At 63.1% G+C, this 17026-nt stretch carries 12 protein-coding genes; 10 read left to right on the forward strand and 2 right to left on the reverse strand.

All coding sequences use genetic code 11. The features are described from left to right. Window positions 1-76 precede the first annotated feature (76 nt). The gene (putA, locus tag AC05QJ_RS03720) at window positions 77-4030 is read right to left on the reverse strand and encodes a trifunctional transcriptional regulator/proline dehydrogenase/L-glutamate gamma-semialdehyde dehydrogenase (RefSeq protein WP_476745644.1); all 3954 of its coding nucleotides are present in this window, start codon (window positions 4028-4030) and stop codon (window positions 77-79) included. Window positions 4031-4385: 355 nt separating this feature from the next. Here putA and putP point away from each other — a divergent pair, with 355 nt between their 5' ends. The 10 genes from putP to AC05QJ_RS03770 all read left to right on the forward strand — a co-directional run bounded on the left by putP (window position 4386) and on the right by AC05QJ_RS03770 (window position 15816). Continuing rightward, a complete protein-coding gene (gene putP, locus AC05QJ_RS03725; protein WP_476745645.1) occupies window positions 4386-5870 on the forward strand; it encodes a sodium/proline symporter PutP in 1485 nt (494 codons plus the stop codon). 121 nt (window positions 5871-5991) lie between these two features. Then, window positions 5992-6828, forward strand: a complete 837-nt coding sequence (locus AC05QJ_RS03730; RefSeq protein ID WP_476745646.1) for a 23S rRNA (adenine(2030)-N(6))-methyltransferase RlmJ — start codon at window positions 5992-5994, stop codon at window positions 6826-6828. A 234-nt stretch (window positions 6829-7062) separates the two neighbouring features. Next, entirely contained in the window at window positions 7063-8820 is a 1758-nt protein-coding gene (locus tag AC05QJ_RS03735) for a carbamoyltransferase family protein (RefSeq protein ID WP_476745647.1), read from the forward strand. After that, complete coding sequence (locus AC05QJ_RS03740) at window positions 8804-9934, forward strand: glycosyltransferase (RefSeq protein WP_476745648.1); 1131 nt, start codon at window positions 8804-8806, stop codon at window positions 9932-9934. Before AC05QJ_RS03735 ends, AC05QJ_RS03740 begins: the two co-directional genes overlap by 17 nt. Then, a complete protein-coding gene (locus tag AC05QJ_RS03745) occupies window positions 9934-10830 on the forward strand; it encodes an antimicrobial resistance protein Mig-14 (RefSeq protein ID WP_476745649.1) in 897 nt (298 codons plus the stop codon). Before AC05QJ_RS03740 ends, AC05QJ_RS03745 begins: the two co-directional genes overlap by 1 nt. Beyond that, window positions 10797-12233 carry a PIG-L deacetylase family protein gene (locus tag AC05QJ_RS03750; protein ID WP_476745650.1) on the forward strand — a complete coding sequence of 479 codons (1437 nt, stop codon included), beginning with the start codon at window positions 10797-10799 and terminating at the stop codon, window positions 12231-12233. The genes AC05QJ_RS03745 and AC05QJ_RS03750 overlap by 34 nt, the downstream gene beginning before the upstream one ends. A gap of 46 nt (window positions 12234-12279) precedes the next feature. Continuing rightward, complete coding sequence (locus tag AC05QJ_RS03755) at window positions 12280-13164, forward strand: DUF6625 family protein (RefSeq protein WP_476745651.1); 885 nt, start codon at window positions 12280-12282, stop codon at window positions 13162-13164. After that, complete coding sequence (locus AC05QJ_RS03760) at window positions 13161-14315, forward strand: glycosyltransferase (protein ID WP_476745652.1); 1155 nt, start codon at window positions 13161-13163, stop codon at window positions 14313-14315. The genes AC05QJ_RS03755 and AC05QJ_RS03760 overlap by 4 nt, the downstream gene beginning before the upstream one ends. Continuing rightward, window positions 14312-15196 (forward strand): glycosyltransferase, encoded by an 885-nt coding sequence (locus AC05QJ_RS03765; RefSeq protein WP_476745653.1) that lies wholly within the window; start codon window positions 14312-14314, stop codon window positions 15194-15196. Before AC05QJ_RS03760 ends, AC05QJ_RS03765 begins: the two co-directional genes overlap by 4 nt. A 5-nt stretch (window positions 15197-15201) precedes the next feature. Beyond that, window positions 15202-15816: a CatB-related O-acetyltransferase gene (locus tag AC05QJ_RS03770; RefSeq protein WP_476745654.1), complete on the forward strand. Its 615-nt coding sequence runs from the start codon at window positions 15202-15204 to the stop codon at window positions 15814-15816. Between the two features lie 6 nt (window positions 15817-15822). Here AC05QJ_RS03770 and AC05QJ_RS03775 read toward each other — a convergent pair whose 3' ends face one another. Beyond that, on the reverse strand, window positions 15823-17025 hold the full coding sequence (locus AC05QJ_RS03775; protein ID WP_476745655.1) for an acyltransferase family protein: 1203 nt from the start codon (window positions 17023-17025) through the stop codon (window positions 15823-15825). Window position 17026: the final 1 nt, after the last annotated feature.

Raw genomic sequence — 17026 nt, forward strand, 5'->3', positions numbered from 1 at the left:
AAAAAAAGCGGGGCGGGTTTCGCGCAACTCCTTCTGGAGTCCGCAAAACCCGCCCCGCTTCATTTCCCTGCTGCTATCAGCCGATCGTCATCAGGCTTGCGTTACCCCCCGCCGCAGCGGTGTTCACGCTCAACGCCCGTTCGATCACCAGGCGCTCCAGCGCAACGCTGGTCTCGCCCGACGACAAGCCATGCACGCCAACGATCGCGCCGGGACGCTTGGCGACCTGTTCGCAGATGCCGCGCAACTGGTCGGAGTCACCATGGTGCAGGACCGCGTCGAATACCAAGTCGTCCTTGTTCCAGTCCGCCACCAGCTTGATGCGGCTCTGCACGTCCTTCGGCAGGCGGGCGCGCAGGGATTTGCCCGGTTCGCCATCCAGCACCAGCGCCGAGCTGCCCACGGCCAGTACGGCGGCCAGTTGGGTCAGCAGGTCGGCTTCGCTGTCGGCCAGGCACAGGACGTGCTCGCGCGGCAGGATGGTGTAGCTGTTGCGCTCGCCGGTCGGGCCGGCCAGCAGGCGGGTAATGCCGCTTTGCGACTGGCGGGCGAACTGTTCGCACAGTTGCGCCAGCTCGTTCTGTTGGCTGCTCGCAGCCCAGGCCTTGAAGCTTTCCAGCGGCTTGAGCAGGTTTTCCCGCAGGCGGCTGTCCGGGGCATTGCCGGCGTCGCTGCGCTGGAACGATTGTTCGATGGCGTCGGCCGGGCGAGTCGACAGCAGGCGGTACAGGTACAGCGGGCCGCCGGCTTTCGGGCCGGTGCCCGACAGGCCTTCGCCGCCGAACGGCTGTACGCCGACCACGGCACCGACGATGTTGCGGTTGACGTAGACGTTACCGGCATTGACGTTGTCGATCACCTTGGCGATGGTCTCGTCGATGCGGGTATGCACGCCCAGGGTCAGGCCGTAGCCGGAAGCATTGATCTGCTCGATGAGCTGGTCGAGGTTCTTGCGGTTGTAGCGCACCACGTGCAGGACCGGGCCGAAGATCTCGCGTTGCAGTTCGTCGAGGCTTTCCAGTTCGATCAGGGTCGGCATGACGAAGGTGCCGCGCTTGGTTTCGGTGCCGTCGGCGATGGCCACCTGGTACACCGAACGACCTTTGTCGCGCAGGGCCTGGATGTGCTTCTCGATGCCGGCCTTGGCTTCGGCGTCGATCACCGGGCCGATGTCCACGGACAGGCGCTCCGGGTTGCCCAGGCGGCTTTCGGCCATGGCACCCTTGAGCATTTCGATGACGCGGTCGGCGGAATCTTCCTGCAGGCACAGTACGCGCAGGGCCGAGCAACGCTGGCCGGCACTGTCGAAGGCCGAGGACACCACGTCGATCACCACCTGCTCGGTCAATGCCGAGGAGTCGACGATCATGGCGTTCTGGCCGCCGGTTTCGGCGATCAGCGGGATCGGGCGACCCTGAGCATCCAGGCGACCGGCGACATTGCGCTGCAGCAGGCGTGCGACTTCGGTGGAGCCGGTGAACATCACGCCTTTGACGCGCTCGTCACCCACGAGGCGGGCGCCGACGGTTTCACCGCGGCCTGGCAACAGTTGCACCACGCCTTCCGGAATGCCGGCTTCCAGCAGCAGGCGGACGGCCTGGGCGGCGACCAGCGGGGTCTGCTCGGCCGGCTTGGCCAGGACCGGGTTGCCGGCGGCGAGGGCGGCGGCAACCTGGCCGCTGAAGATCGCCAGCGGGAAGTTCCACGGGCTGATGCAGGCCACCGGACCCAGCGGGCGGTGGGCGTCGTTGCTGAAATCGTTGCGCGCCTGCACGGCGTAGTAGCGCAGGAAGTCGACCGCTTCGCGGACTTCGGCGATGGCGTTGGCGTAGGTCTTGCCGGCTTCGCGGACCAGCAGGCCCATCAGTGGCTGGATCTCGGCTTCCATCAGGTCGGCAGCGCGTTCGAGGATCGCGGCGCGCTCGGCAGGCGGCGTGGCTTGCCAGATCGGTCCGGCATTCAGGGCGCACTGGATGGCGTTGTCGACGTCGCCAACGGTGGCTTCCTGAACATGACCCACCACGTCGCGGTGGTCAGCAGGGTTCAGGACCGGTGCGGCGGCTTCCTGGCTGGCGGCGCAACCGAGCATCGGCGCGGCCTTCCAGTCGTTGTGAGCGGTTGCCAGCAGGGCGCAGGACAACGACGCCAGGCGGTGTTCGTTGGCCATGTCGATGCCAGCCGAGTTGGCCCGCTCGCTGCCGTACAGGTCGCGCGGCATCGGGATGCGCGGATGCGGCTGGCCGACGCTGCCTTCCTGAGTGGCCATGCGCTCGATGGTGGCGACCGGGTCGGCGACCAGTTCCTGGATCGAGATCGAGTGGTCGGCGATACGGTTGACAAACGAGGTGTTGGCGCCGTTTTCCAGCAGGCGGCGAACCAGGTAGGCCAGCAGGGTTTCGTGGGTGCCGACCGGGGCGTACACGCGGCACGGACGGTTCAGCTTGCCATCGGCAATCTTGCCCACGACCTGCTCGTAAAGCGGCTCGCCCATGCCGTGCAGGCACTGGAACTCGTACTGGCCTGGGTAATAGTTCTGACCAGCGATGTGGTAGATGGCCGACAGGGTGTGGGCGTTGTGGGTGGCGAACTGCGGGTAGATGACTTCCGGTACCGACAGCAGCTTGCGGGCGCAGGCGATGTAGGACACGTCGGTGTACACCTTGCGGGTGTACACCGGATAGCCTTCCAGGCCTTCGATCTGGGCGCGCTTGATCTCGCTGTCCCAGTAGGCGCCCTTCACCAGGCGGATCATCAGGCGGTGGCGGCTGCGGCGGGCCAGGTCGATGACGTAGTCGATCACATAAGGGCAGCGCTTCTGGTAGGCCTGGATGACGAAGCCGATACCGTTCCAGCCGGTCAGTTGCGGCTCGAAGCACAGGCGCTCCAGCAGGTCGAGGGACAGTTCCAGGCGGTCGGCTTCTTCGGCGTCGATGTTCAGGCCGATGTCGTACTGCTTGGCCAGCAGGGTCAGCGACAGCAGGCGCGGGTACAGCTCGTCCATCACGCGCTCGTACTGGGCGCGGCTGTAGCGCGGGTGCAGGGCGGAGAGCTTGATGGAGATGCCCGGGCCTTCATAGATGCCGCGACCGTGAGATGCCTTGCCGATGGAGTGGATGGCCTGCTCGTAGGAGGCCAGGTACTTCTGCGCATCGTGCTCGGTCAGTGCGGCTTCACCGAGCATGTCGTAGGAATAGCGGAAACCCTTGGACTCGAACTTGCTGGCGTTGGCCAGGGCCTCGGCGATGGTTTCGCCGGTGACGAACTGCTCGCCCATCAGGCGCATGGCCATGTCGACGCCCTTGCGGATCATCGGCTCGCCGCTCTTGCCGATGATGCGGCTGAGGGACGAGGTCAGGCCGGATTCATTGTGGGTCGACACCAGCTTGCCGGTCAGCAGCAGGCCCCAGGTGGCGGCGTTGACGAACAGCGACGGGCTATTGCCCAGGTGCGGCTGCCAGTTGCCGGTGCTGATCTTGTCGCGGATCAGAGCGTCGCGGGTGCCTTTGTCGGGGATGCGCAGCAGTGCTTCGGCCAGGCACATCAGGGCGACGCCTTCCTGGGACGACAGAGAGAATTCCTGCAGCAGTCCCTGGACGATGCCGGCACGGCCGCTGGCGCTTTTCTGGTTACGCAGTTTTTCGGCGATGCCGGCGGCCAGCTTGTTGGTGGCTTCGGCCTGGGCGGCGGGGAGGCGGGCCTGCTCCAGCAGCATCGGCACCACCTCCTGCTCCGGACGGCGGTAGGCGGAGGTAATGGCGGCGCGCAGTACGGATTGCGGCAGGATGCTTTCGGCGAATTCGAGGAAGCACTGGTGACTGTGGTCGGGCTGCAGATCGCCTGCATCGTCGCCCAGGTTCGTGGCCTGACCATTGAGTTCGGTCAGGGTGGCACCACCCTCCAGCTTCTCCAGGTAATTGAAGATCGCTTGCTTGATCAACCAGTGCGGCGTGCGGTCGATGGACTGCGCAGCTGCTTTGAGTCGCTCACGGGTCGGGTCGTCGAGTTTGACCCCAAGGGTGGTCGTCGCCATTTCTTATCCTCATTATTGCCACAGGGTCGTGGCTAAGCTGGCGCCAAGAGTAGCTGTGCGGAATTCCGGGTGCAACCTAGTGCAACCCAATTTTTTCATGAAAAAAGTGCAACCCGTCCGAGGCCTGAAAACCCCACGACCAAAACGGCTTTTTACGGTGCGTTTTGTTCTTGAAACGGCTGTTCTTGCGCCAAAAAGGAGCAAAAACGCGTTGTAGTGGCGTTTTTTCGACGAGGTGCAACTGCTTTTGTAAAAACGGTTGCACCCCGTTTGCGTTGTTGCATAGGATTCGCGGCCTGGGTGCAACCTCGTCTGAGGCTGTCGCTACATAAAAACAAACGCCAGGGCGCAATACATGACTGCAAGTAACCCAATCACGATCACCTTCGTGATCTATATCGCGGCAATGGTGCTGATCGGCTTCATGGCCTATCGCTCCACCAAGAACCTTTCCGACTACATCCTCGGCGGTCGCAGCCTCGGCAGCGTGGTAACCGCGCTTTCTGCCGGTGCTTCGGACATGAGTGGCTGGCTGTTGATGGGCCTGCCGGGCGCCATCTACATGTCGGGTCTGTCGGAGGCCTGGATTGCCATCGGCCTGACCGTCGGTGCCTACCTCAACTGGTTGTTCGTCGCCGGCCGCCTGCGGGTGCAGACCGAGCACAACGGTGATGCGCTGACCCTGCCGGATTACTTCGCCAGCCGTTTCGAAGACAATAGCGGTCTGCTGCGGATCATTTCTGCTGTCGTGATCCTGGTGTTCTTCACCATCTATTGCGCCTCCGGCATCGTTGCAGGTGCCCGCCTGTTCGAAAGCACCTTCGGCATGTCCTACGAGACCGCTCTGTGGGCCGGTGCCGCCGCAACTATCGCCTACACCTTCGTCGGTGGTTTCCTGGCGGTGAGCTGGACCGACACGGTGCAGGCCGGCCTGATGATCTTTGCCCTGTTGCTGACGCCGATCTTCGTGCTGCTGGCCACCGGTGGTGTGAATACCACCTTCCTGGCCATCGAAATGCAGAACCCCGAGAACTTCAACATGTTCCGCAATGCCAGCTTCATCGGGATCATCTCGCTGATGGGCTGGGGCCTGGGTTACTTCGGCCAGCCGCATATCCTGGCGCGTTTCATGGCTGCCGATTCGGTGAAGTCGATCGCCAACGCCCGCCGCATTTCCATGACCTGGATGATTCTGTGCCTGGCCGGTACCTGTGCCGTGGGCTTCTTCGGTATCGCCTACTTCTCGGCGCATCCTGAAGTGGCAGGTCCTGTGACCGAAAACCACGAGCGCGTATTCATCGAACTGGCCAAGCTCCTGTTCAACCCATGGATCGCCGGTGTCCTGCTGTCGGCCATCCTGGCGGCGGTGATGAGCACCCTGAGTTGCCAGTTGCTGGTCTGCTCCAGTGCCCTGACCGAAGACTTCTACAAAACCTTCCTGCGCCCGAAGGCTTCGCAGAACGAGCTGGTCTGGGTCGGTCGCCTGATGGTCCTGGCGGTTGCGCTGATCGCCATCGCCCTGGCTGCCAACCCGGAAAACCGCGTGCTGGGCCTGGTGGCCTACGCCTGGGCTGGCTTCGGTGCTGCCTTCGGTCCGGTGGTGCTGCTCTCGGTGCTCTGGAAAGGCATGACCCGCTATGGTGCGCTGGCCGGTATCGTGGTCGGTGCCCTGACCGTGATCCTGTGGAAAAACTACTCGGGCACCAGCCTGTACGAAATCATTCCGGGCTTCCTGTTTGCCACCCTCGCCATCGTATTGGTGAGCAAGCTGGGCAGCGCTTCGGCGAGCATGGTTGCGCGCTTCGAGAAAGCTGACGCGGACTACCACGCCAACAAATAAGGCTGACGTGGTCTGAAGCGGCCCGCACCTCCCCGAGGTGCGGGCCGCTGTCGTTTCGGCGGGCGCAACCTGACGTCGCGGGCGCGACAGGGTAAACTTTCCGGCCCTCCCAGGAGTTGCCATGAACTATCGTCACGCCTTCCACGCCGGCAACCACGCCGACGTCTTCAAGCACATCGTGCTGACCCGTCTGATTGCGCTGATGTCGCGCAAGGAACAGCCCTTCGCCTATCTCGATACCCATGCCGGGCTCGGCCTGTATGACCTACAGGGCGACCAGGCGACCCGCACCGGCGAGTGGATCGAAGGCATCGGCCGGCTCTGGGGGCGCGACGACCTGCCGGCGATCACCGAGGATTACCTGCGCATCGTGCGCCGGCTCAATGCCGATGGCGAGCTGCGTTACTACCCGGGCTCGCCGGAGCTGGCGAGGCGTCTGGCGCGCCAGCAGGACCGCGTGCTGCTCAACGAGAAGCACCCGGAAGACGGTGCGCTGCTCAAGGAAAACATGAAGAAGGACCCGCGCGTCGCGGTGCACCTGGGCGAAGGCTGGCATGTCCCGCGAGCGCTGCTGCCGGTCCAGGAAAAGCGCGCGGTGATGCTGATCGATCCGCCGTTCGAGAAGCCCGACGAGCTCAAGCGCTGCACCACCGCCATGAAGGAGGCGATCGGTCGCATGCGCCAGACCGTCGCGGCGATCTGGTATCCAATCAAGGACCAGAAGCAACTGGTGCGCTTCTATCAGGACCTGACCAGCACGGGTGCTCCCAAGCTGCTGCGGGTCGAGCTGTACGTGCATCCGCAGGACACGCCGCAGAGCCTGAACGGTTCGGGCCTGGCCATCGCCAACCCGCCGTGGGGCCTGGAGGACGAGCTGCGCGAGTTCCTGCCCTGGCTGGCCGAGTGCCTGGGGCAGACGGGCGGGAGCTGGCGGATGGATTGGTTGATCGCTGAATAAATCCTGGTTCTGTTGTTCTTCAGGGTCTCATCGCCGGCAACGCCGGCTCCCACAGGATTCGTGATCGCCTCCGGACCTTGTGGGAGCTGGCTTTGCCAGCGATGAGGCCATGAAGATCGGTCACAGTACCGCCCCTCCTAATGCCTGCCCGCTTTGCGTTATAATCCCGCCCTTTCGCCGCCGCCCGCCCAATGAGGCCGGGGCGCATTTTTACCGATTGAAGAGGCTAGACCCTTGGCATTGACGATTCTTGGCCTGTCCGGCGCCCTTAGCCATGATCCTTCCGCGGCCCTGTACATCGACGGCAAGCTGATTGCCGCCGCTGAAGAAGAGCGCTTCGTGCGCGACAAACATGCAAAGAACCGCATGCCCTACGAATCGGCGAAGTTCTGCCTGGAACAAGCCGGTATCAAGCCGTCCGACGTCGATGTGGTGGCGATTCCTTTCGCGCCCATCAGCCTGTTCGGCAAGGCTCGCTGGCACTACGCCAAGCGCTACTGGTATGCCCCGGACCGTGCCCTCGACGCGATCCTGATGGGCAACCGTCGCTACAAGCGCTACCGCAAGAAGATCGTCTGGTGCCTGGAGCAACTGGGCTTCGATCCGAAGAAGATCAAGATCGAGCCGGTCGAGCACCACCTGGCCCACGCGTCCAGCGCCTACCACTGCTCGGGCTTCAAGGAAAAGACCGCGATCCTCGGCATCGACGGCAAGGGCGAGTACGCCACCACCTTCTTCGGCTATGGCGAGAACGGCAAGATCCACAAGATCAAGGAGTTCTTCGATCCGGATTCGCTGGGCGGCCTGTACGGTGCGATCACCGAGTTCCTCGGCTTCGAGATGCTCGACGGCGAGTTCAAGGTCATGGGCATGGCGCCTTACGGTGATGCCAGCAAATACGACTTCTCCCGCCTGGCCAGCTTCGAGAACGGCGAACTGGTGATCAATACCGAGTACGCCAACGTCATCGGCCTGCGCCGCTACAAAGAGAAGGGCAAGGGCTTCTACTTCTCGCCGAAGCTGATCGAGTGGCTGGGTCCGAAGCGTGAAGGCGATATCGCCGACGAGCCGTACATCCACTATGCGGCCAGCATGCAGGCGCTGTTCGAGAAACTGGCGCTGCAGATGATCGACCACTACCTGGGCGACATCCTCAAGGAAACCGGCAAGCTGGCCTTCGCCGGCGGCTGTGCGCTGAACGTCAAGCTGAACCAGAAGATCATCGCCCGTCCCGACCTCAAGGAACTGTTCGTCCAGCCGGCGTCCGGCGATGCCGGTACCGCCGTCGGTGCGGCTGCCTACGTCTCCCACGCCCGCGGCGTGCCGGTGGAGAAGATGGAACACGTCTATCTCGGCCCGGCGTACTCCAACGAAGACGTCATTGCCGCCTGCGCCCGTCATCCGAGCGCACCGAAGTGGCGCAAGATCGACGACATGCCGGAGCGTATCGCGCAGATCATGGTCGACGGCAACCCGGTGGCCTGGTTCCAGGGCCGCATGGAGTTCGGTCCGCGTGCCCTGGGTGGTCGCTCCATCATCGGCTGCCCGAGCGTGCCGGGCGTGGCCAACCGCATCAATGAACAGATCAAGTTCCGCGAGCGCTGGAGGCCGTTCTGCCCCTCCATGCTGGACACCGTCGGCCCGCAGATGATCAAGGTCGATCATCCTGCGCCGTTCATGACCTTCACCTTCGAAGTGGCAGAGGAGTGGAAAACCCGCGTGCCGGAGGTCGTCCACGAAGACGGCACGTCCCGTGCCCAGGTGCTCAAGCGCGAATACAACCCGCGCTACTACGACATGATGAAAGCGCTGGAAGCGCTGACCGGCAACGGCGTGTCTCTCAACACCTCGCTGAACCGCCGCGGTGAGCCGATGATCTGCTCGCCGACCGATGCCCTGAACATGTTCTTCGGCTCGGACCTCCAGTACCTGATCATGGAAGACATCCTGGTAGTGAAGGACGGCGCGAAAGCTTATGACACGCTCGACTGACAAGCGCGTCCTGCAGTTTTGCCATGGCTACGACGGGCCGTTTCTCGATTGCGCCCGTCAGTACGCCAGCCTGTTCGCCGGTACTGATTACAAGGTCACCACGGTATTTCTCACCGGGAAGGCCGATCCAGCGGTGGCGGCGGGTTGTGCAAGCGACGAGGTGATTTTTCTCGAATTCAGCTCCAGCGCCATTCGTGGCCTGAAGCTGGGGGCGATCGGCGCATTGCGCAAGATCGTTGCCGGGCGGGCGTTCAGTTTCTGCATCGCCCATCGTTTCAAGCCCGTCTATATCGCGCTGCTGGCTACCCGTTTGCCGGTGATCGGCGTGCACCACGCGTTTGACGATTACAAGCGCGGCAGCCGTCGGCTGTTGGCCAACCTGTTCAGCAAGCGCCTGAGCCTGCTGGGCGTCTCCGACGCGGTGCGCGACGACATGCGCCGCTGCCTGCCGAAATGGCCGGCCGAGCGCATCCAGACGCTGTACAACCGAATCGATGTCGAGGCGCTGCAAGGCGCACTGGTTCCGGCCGCTGATGCCCGTAGCGCCCTGAAGCTCGACCCGCAGGCGTGGATCGTCGGTAACGTCGGCCGCCTGCACCCGGACAAGGACCAGGCGACCCTCCTGCGTGGCTTCGCCCAGGCGCTGCCGGGCCTGCCACAGGGTGCGCGACTGGCGATCCTGGGCAAGGGCCGGCTGGCAGACAAACTCAAGGCGCTGGCCGCCGAGTTGGGCGTCGCCGATCAGGTGGACTTTCTCGGTCAGGTGCCCGACGCCAGGCGTTACTTCGCGGCGTTCGATGCCTTCGCGCTCAGCTCGGATCACGAGCCGTTCGGCATGGTGCTGCTGGAGGCGATGGTCGCGGGTGTGCCGGTGACCGCTACCGCTTGCGGCGGTGCAACCGAGGTGGTGGAGGGTGTCGGCGTGTTGTTCCCGCTGGGCGACGCCAATGCGCTTGCGCGGTCCTTGCAGGTACTCTCGGCAATGAATGACATGCAGCGCCAGGAATGCCACACGCGGATGCTGGAGCGCCTGCGGGAAAGGTTCTGCGACGAGGCCGTGCGCCAGGTGTTCTGGCGCCTGCCGCAGGTCGTTGCGCTGACGGCGGAGGCGTGATGCTCAACCGACTTCAAGGCTGGCGCGAGCGCGGCTGGAGCGTGATCGACGCGTCCACCTACGAGCAGGCCTGGAACCGCTTCGGTGGCAGCGTTGCGACCCACCCGCTGGTGGTTGCGCAACTGGCCGCGATGGCCGATATCCCGGTGCGTTACCTGGCCTGGGAACACGGCGGCGAGATCAAGGCAGCCTTGCCAGCCTGGGGACGCCATCTGGCGTTGTCCAAGGATGTGCTCAAGCGCCAGGGCAAGAAGGGCCTGTTCGATCTGGGTAACGCCGAGATCATCCTGCCGGCGGCTGCCGACGCCCAGGCCCCTTTGCGTCACAGTGCACGTTATCTGTCCGAGCTGAACCAGGGGCGCTTCAGTCTGCTCAAGCCACAAGCCGAATCCCTGGCGATGGCTCGCGCCCCGGAAGATCTGTCGAAGAAATTCCGCTACAACCAGCGGCGTGAACTGCGCTTGCTGGAAGAAGCAGGCGGCGTGGTGCGCCCGCTCCAGTCGTTCGACAGCACTGAAATCGCGGCCATCTATTGCGACCTGTTCCAGCGCCGCTGGAACTTCGCCGCCACGGGGGCCGAGCGCATGGCCGAGACGATCGAGCGTCTGCGCTCGCTGTTGATCGGCTCGGTGATACTGCTCAACGACGCGCCGATCGCCATTCAACTGGTCTACCGGGTCGAAGCCCCGGAGTGGATCAGTGTCGAGTACGTCAACGGTGGCGTCGATCCGCAGACCCGCGAGTTCAGCCCGGGTAGCGTGCTCAGCTTCCTCAACACGCAAAGCGCCTGGGAAGACGCACGGGCAGTGAACAAGCCGCTGCGTTTCTCCTTCGGTCGCTCCGATCGGGAGTACAAGGACCGATGGTGCAACCCCGTGCCGGTGTTTCAGGTGTGAATCGCAAGCAGCAGTTGCTCAGGCGCCATCGCCGCAACAAGCGGCTGGGCTTGCTGATCTGCCTGGCCGTGTTGATCGCCGTGGGTGTGCTGGTGGCCTGGTGGTTGCCACCGCTGCTCGCCGTTCTCGCCTGGATCGCGCACGAGGCGTGGTTCGCCGACCACCTGTTCTATTCGCCAGCCCAGGATTACCGCTATCGCTTCCCTGACGATTGCGAGCATCCGGTGCGGCTGCAGGACGGCTGCCTGCGACTGGGCCAGGGTTTGCCGCTGGACGGTAGCGAAACCCTGATTCTCCAAGTCCGGCTCAACAGTGGCTGGCTCGGTCGCTTCCTCGACCCGGCGGTGCTGCTTGGCGACGGCCAGGCCAATGACCGGCAGACGTTCGAGCGTGGGGTCAAGGGCCTGCGCTATCTCAATCTCGGGTCCATGGCCGAGGCGCTGGCCGCAGGCCGTCTGACCCTGCGCGGGCGATTCTGCCGTCTCTCGGGGGAGCCAAGACTCTGGGTGATCCGCCATCCTGACTATCGGCAGAAACGGGTGATGGTCATCGCACCCCATGCCGATGATGCAGAACTGGCGGCCTACGGTCTGTACAGCCAGGCCGAGCAGACCTGGATCGTGACCCTGACCGCCGGCGAGATCGAGGCGGAGCATTATCGCGACATGGGCCTGACGCCTGCTGACGCTGCCCGTCTCAAAGGGCGGCTGCGGGCCTGGGACAGTATCGCGGTGCCGCGCTGGGCCGGTGTGCCAGAGGCTCAGTGTGTGCAACTGGGTTATTTCTGCCTGCAATTGCCGGCCATGCAGGCTGCACCTGATCAGCCTGTCGGTTCCCGGGAAGCCGACACCTGCGATACCCGTCCCTTCCGTCAACTCAACAGTCTCGAGCTGCCGGGGGACGATGGTGTTCCAACCTGGAACAATCTGTTGGCCGATCTGCGCGGGGTGTTGCTCAAGGCAAAACCCCAGGTGATCGTACTGCCGCATCCGGTGCTCGACCCTCACCCTGACCATGTCTGTTCGCAGCAGGCGGTGATGGAGGCGCTGCAGGGGCTGGACTGGCAGCCAGAGGTGTTGCTCGGTTACGCCAATCACCTGCACGACAACGACCGTTGGCCCATGGGCGACACGGGCGCTGGTGTAGCGCTGCCGCCGGTGACCCAGGGCGACGATCTGTGGTTGCCCTTCAGTCTGCCGCTGGACGAGGCGCAACAGTGCGACAAAGCGATGGCGCTGGGTATGATGCATGACTTGCAGCCAGCGCCGCCGTTCAAGCGTCGTCTACGCCGTCTGTTGCAGCGTGTGCTGGCAGGGCGTCGGCCTTCGCCGTTCGGTGAGAATGAATTTTTCCGCAAGGCTGTGCGGCGACACGAGCTTCTGTGGGTCGTGAAACGAAAATAAAGAAACGGGGACCTGACGTACCCCGAATCAATCAAGAGAGCTTCCAGTGATCAAATCCACTCCGCGGATTCTTTTCGTCATCCCGTATTTTGGCAGTTGGCCTTTCTGGATGCCGTTCTTCCTTGAAAGCTGCCGGCGCAACGCCGATATCGACTGGCTGTTGTTCAGCGATTGCGGCATTCCGGACAACCTGCCGCCCAACGTGCGGGTCGAACCGATCAGTTACGTGGAATATTGCCAACTGGTGTCGTCTCGTCTCGAGATCGACTTCGCGCCGGCTCATGCCTACAAGTTGTGCGATATCAAGCCAGCGTTGGGTTACATCCATGCGGACCGCCTGCAGGGCTACGATTTCTGGGCCTTTGGCGACATCGACCTGATCTATGGCGACCTGCGTGCCTATTTCACCGCCGAGCGTCTGGCGCGCAACGATCTGTTCTCCACCCACGAGCGCCGGGTTGCCGGGCACCTGTGCCTGATGCGTACCACCAACAGCCAGCTTGAACTGTTCAAGCAGATCAAGGACTGGCGCGGACGTTTTACCGACCAGAAGCACCATGCAATCGACGAGGGGGCGTTCAGCCGTCTGTTCCTCTGGCGCAAGAACTTCCCCAAGCCGTTGTTCAATCTGGTGGGCAAGTTCAACCCGTTGCGCCGTCGCAGCGAGTTCACCGAGGCCTTCAGTACGCCGGGCGGGGTCATCAAGTGGCATGACGGCACGGATGATTTTCCGGTGCACTGGCTCTGGCGCGACGGACGCCTGAGCAACGACCGCGATGGTGAGCGCACCTTCCCGTATTTCCACTTCGTCTGCTGGAAGCGCAATGAGTGGGCAGCACTGCCCACGCCGGATCCCGCCGCTGTCCGCGAGCTGGCGAAAACGTCGAGCTGGATCATCGACGAAACCGGTTTTCATCAGGGAGCCCTATGAAGCGACGGTACAAAGTCCTGCAATTGCAACCGGACTACAACATCAAGCGTCATGACTTCGCCGACCTGGCCGAACAGATCGTCAAGGCCCTGCCGCCCGAGCGTTTCGAGACCACCATGGCGTTCCTCAAGGGCAAGCCCGGACCGGACGAGCCGGCCAGCCGCTCCGATCGCTCGGTGTACTTCGAGTTCAGCGACAAGGCGCTCAAGGGCATGCGCTTGCTGGCCTTGTGGAAGCTGTACCGCTTCTGTCGCAAGGAAGGCTTTGACGTGGTGATCTGCAACCGCTTCAAGCCGGTCAACATGATGCTGCAGCTCAACCGCTGGCTGAAGATCCCGCTGTGCATCGGCATTTCCCATGGCTTTGGCGAGTACGACCGTTTCTACCGGCGGCGCCAGACCGAACGCCTCGTGGACAGTCATTGGCAGTTCGTCGGGGTATCGCCTGCGGTGAAGCAGTACCTGATCGATTGCAACTGCGGTTTCACCGAGCAGAATACCCACGCGATCACCAATGCCATCGATATTCCGCAGGCCGAGTCGCTGCAGCATTCGCGGGAAAAAGCCCGTGAATTGCTCGGCCTTTCGCCGGGTGCCCGTCTGGTCGGCGCGTTGGGGCGGCTGGTGCCGGTCAAGGGCCACACTCACCTGATCAAGGCGTTCGCTGCACTCAAGGACAAATACCCCCAGGCTCAGTTGGTGATCATTGGTGCCGGTCGCGAGCAGCAGAACCTGCAAAACGAGATCGACCAATTGGGGCTGAGGGATCGTGCCCACTTGCTGGGCTTCAAGGAAAATGCCCTGCAGTACGTCCGCGCCTTCGATATCTGGGCCATGCCTTCGCTGGCCGAAGGCCTTGGCCTGGCGTTGCTGGAGGGCATGAGCGGCCGCTTGCCGGTGATCGCCTCCAGCGTTCCGGCCATGCTGCCGCTGATCGAGGGCGCCGGCGGCCTGGCGGTGGAGCCGGCCAATGTCGATCAGCTCACCCGAGCGCTGGACAGCTACCTGGGGCTGGATGACCAGGCGCTGCGCGCCAAGGGCGAGCAGACGTACCAGTACCTCCAGGCCCACCACGATATCGACGACTTCCGTCAGGCTTACCTGGAGCTGATCGAGTCGGGCCTGGCCAAGGCGCAGAAGGAGTCGGTATGACGCAGGCACAACCTCTGGTAAGCGTCATCATCGCTTCCTACAACCATGGCCCCTATATCGAAGAGAGCATCCTCAGTGTGCTCGGCCAGACCTATCCGAACATCGAATTGCTGGTGATCGACGATGGTTCCACCGACGACAGCGTCGAGCGCATCCAGCGCCTGCAGGCGGTTCACGGCTTCGATTTCCGCGTGCAGCAGAACCAGGGGCTGACCCGCACGCTCAATGACGGCATTGCCCGCTCCACTGGATCGCTGGTGGCAACCTTCGGTTCGGACGACATCATGATGCCGGACCGTATCGCCATTCAGGTTGCCCATATGGCCGACAAGCCGGAGGTCGGCATCTGCGCCGGCAACATCGAGCTGATCGATTCCCAGGGCCAGTTGTTCCCGGAAAAGCGCCAGCGCCGCGATATTCCGTTCCGCCGGCTGGATTTCGAGGACATGTTCCTCGAACGCAAGCCTTACCCGCCGGCACCCACCCTGCTGTTTCGTCGTGAAGCGCTGGAGAAGGTCGGCGGCTTCGACCCGAGTATCCGTCTCGAGGACCTCTACATCGAGTTGAAGATCACCCACGCCGGTTACGTCATCGATGGCCTGCCGGTGCTCATGGCGCGCTACCGCAAGCATGCAACCAACTCGTACAAGAACAGCCGCTTCATGATCGAGAGCATTCTGCGGATCTACGCGCTGTTCAGCGATCACCCTGCCTACGAGGAGGTGAAGTTCAAGGCCTTGAACTCCATGTTCCTGAAGGTGGCGAACCGTGACCGCAAGCTGGCTCGTGAGCTGTTGGCACAGATTCCGCTACGTGCGTTCAACAAGAAGACCTGGCGTGGCCTGGGGCGCTTGTTCTTCTCTCCACTGGAAAAGGGCTGATAGCCATGGGCTGGATCGCACGGTTTCTGGAAAAGCGCGCCAAGCGCGCCATCCGCAAGCTGCCGCGCATCGAGCGCGGGCGCGCCCGGTTCAAGGCGCGTTATCCACAGTACGAGTTCGGCATCGGCAGCTACGGGCTTCCCGAGGTGCATGACTGGCAGGAAGGTTCCACGCTGAAGATCGGCGCCTACTGCTCCATTGCCGAGGGCGTCCAGATCTTTCTTGGCGGGCATCACCGGGCGGACTGGGTGACGACCTTTCCCTTTCCGGCGTTTCTCGGGGAAGCCGCGCATATCAGCGGATACAACGGCACTCGGGGCGACGTGGTCATCGGCAGCGATGTCTGGTTGTGTACCAACAGCAGCATCCTTTCGGGGGTGACCGTCGGTCACGGCGCCGTCGTGGCGGCTGGCGCCCTGGTCACGCGCGATGTTCCGCCTTATGCCGTGGTTGGCGGAAACCCGGCGACGTTCATCCGTTGGCGCTTCCCCGAGGAAGTGCGCGCCGAGCTGCTCCAGACTGCCTGGTGGACCTGGCCCGAGGCTGAGGTGCGCGGCGCAGTCGAGAAGCTGTGCTCCGATGACATCGAGGCCTTTCTCGCCTACGCCCGGCAACGCTGAACGGCGTCAGGCTTCTTTGGCCGAGGCGGGGCGTTCGTGCTCGCGCCTGCGGCGTTGGCTCAGTTGCTTGCCCAGGCGGATCCCTGGTTTTTCCAGGAGCAGGAAGGTCACGCTGCTGACCAGCACCAGCGCCACACTGCTCAGGGCCAGCACGGCGAGGAAGGGCAACGGGTCATCGACGGCAAAACCCAGTTGCGGATAGATGTGATAAGCCGCCCACCACAGCAGGAAACCGTGCAGCAGGTACGTGCTGTAGCTGATTTCACCCATCCAGCGGGCACTGCGCAGCCTGAGGGCGCCAAACAGGTCGTTGCCCGAAACCACGACGAAGAAGAACACGCTCAGCAGCAGCAGCGGGAAAAACGCGAACGTCTTCTTCGACAGCATCAGTACCACCAGCAGCAATGCCGTGGCGACGATAGCGCCTGAGCGGCTTTTTCCCCAGTCGACCAGGGCCGGCTTGCGAACCCAGTAGGCGGCGGCGATGCCGCCGGCAAAGCTCAGCAGGTACTTCTTCTTCAGTGCGTGTTCCCACCCGACGATCTGGGCCAGCAGGTACAGGCCGACCAGGCAGGCGACGGTCCTTGCATGGCTGCCGCGATAAATGAAGATCATCCCCAGCAATGGCAGGGCGAGGTAGAAATAGACCTCGTAGGTCAGTGTCCAGGTGACGTTCGAGATGAGGTTACCCGTGCCGCTGACCTGGTTGATATCGGGACGGTTGAAGGTCAGCCACAGCAACCACTGCTTGAGAAGTTGCATTGGGGAGTCTTGCGCGGCCCAGTCTTGCAGGTAGAACGCGGTCAGGGTCACCGCCAGCAGCAGTGGCAGGTACAGTGGGTAGAGGCGGAACACGCGGGAAATCGCGAACCCGCGCCAGTCGAACGACTGCTGTTGCTTGAGCAGGCGGTCCCAGAACAGGAAACCGGTGATCATGAAAAACAGCGCGACGCCGACCTGGCCAATCTGAGCGAAGAAGCGCTCTGGAGGCATGCCGATCTGCCCGCTCTGGTGGAAGTGCCAGGCAATGGCGGCATGGTGAATGAAGACGCCGAACGCCAGATAGCCACGCAGGCCGTCGATACTTGCCCAGCGACCTGCCACGGGTTCCAGATGGCGGGCGACGGCGTGCCAGCGCAGCAGGAGGCCGGCAGTGGCCAGTGCCAGCACGTAGGCAAGGATTGAAAGCAGTGGGGCTAGAACGGTCATT

The organism is Pseudomonas sp. TUM25319 (assembly GCF_056388475.1).

Excerpts from the sequence above, each read along its gene's own strand:
- putA (WP_476745644.1), bottom strand. The coding sequence starts at position 4,030 with ATGGCGACGACCACCCTTGGGGTCAAACTCGACGACCCGACCCGTGAG.
- putP (WP_476745645.1), top strand. The coding sequence starts at position 4,386 with ATGACTGCAAGTAACCCAATCACGATCACCTTCGTGATCTATATCGCG.
- AC05QJ_RS03730 (WP_476745646.1), top strand. The coding sequence starts at position 5,992 with ATGAACTATCGTCACGCCTTCCACGCCGGCAACCACGCCGACGTCTTC.
- AC05QJ_RS03740 (WP_476745648.1), top strand. The coding sequence starts at position 8,804 with ATGACACGCTCGACTGACAAGCGCGTCCTGCAGTTTTGCCATGGCTAC.
- AC05QJ_RS03745 (WP_476745649.1), top strand. The coding sequence starts at position 9,934 with ATGCTCAACCGACTTCAAGGCTGGCGCGAGCGCGGCTGGAGCGTGATC.
- AC05QJ_RS03750 (WP_476745650.1), top strand. The coding sequence starts at position 10,797 with ATGGTGCAACCCCGTGCCGGTGTTTCAGGTGTGAATCGCAAGCAGCAG.
- AC05QJ_RS03760 (WP_476745652.1), top strand. The coding sequence starts at position 13,161 with ATGAAGCGACGGTACAAAGTCCTGCAATTGCAACCGGACTACAACATC.
- AC05QJ_RS03765 (WP_476745653.1), top strand. The coding sequence starts at position 14,312 with ATGACGCAGGCACAACCTCTGGTAAGCGTCATCATCGCTTCCTACAAC.
- AC05QJ_RS03770 (WP_476745654.1), top strand. The coding sequence starts at position 15,202 with ATGGGCTGGATCGCACGGTTTCTGGAAAAGCGCGCCAAGCGCGCCATC.
- AC05QJ_RS03775 (WP_476745655.1), bottom strand. The coding sequence starts at position 17,025 with ATGACCGTTCTAGCCCCACTGCTTTCAATCCTTGCCTACGTGCTGGCA.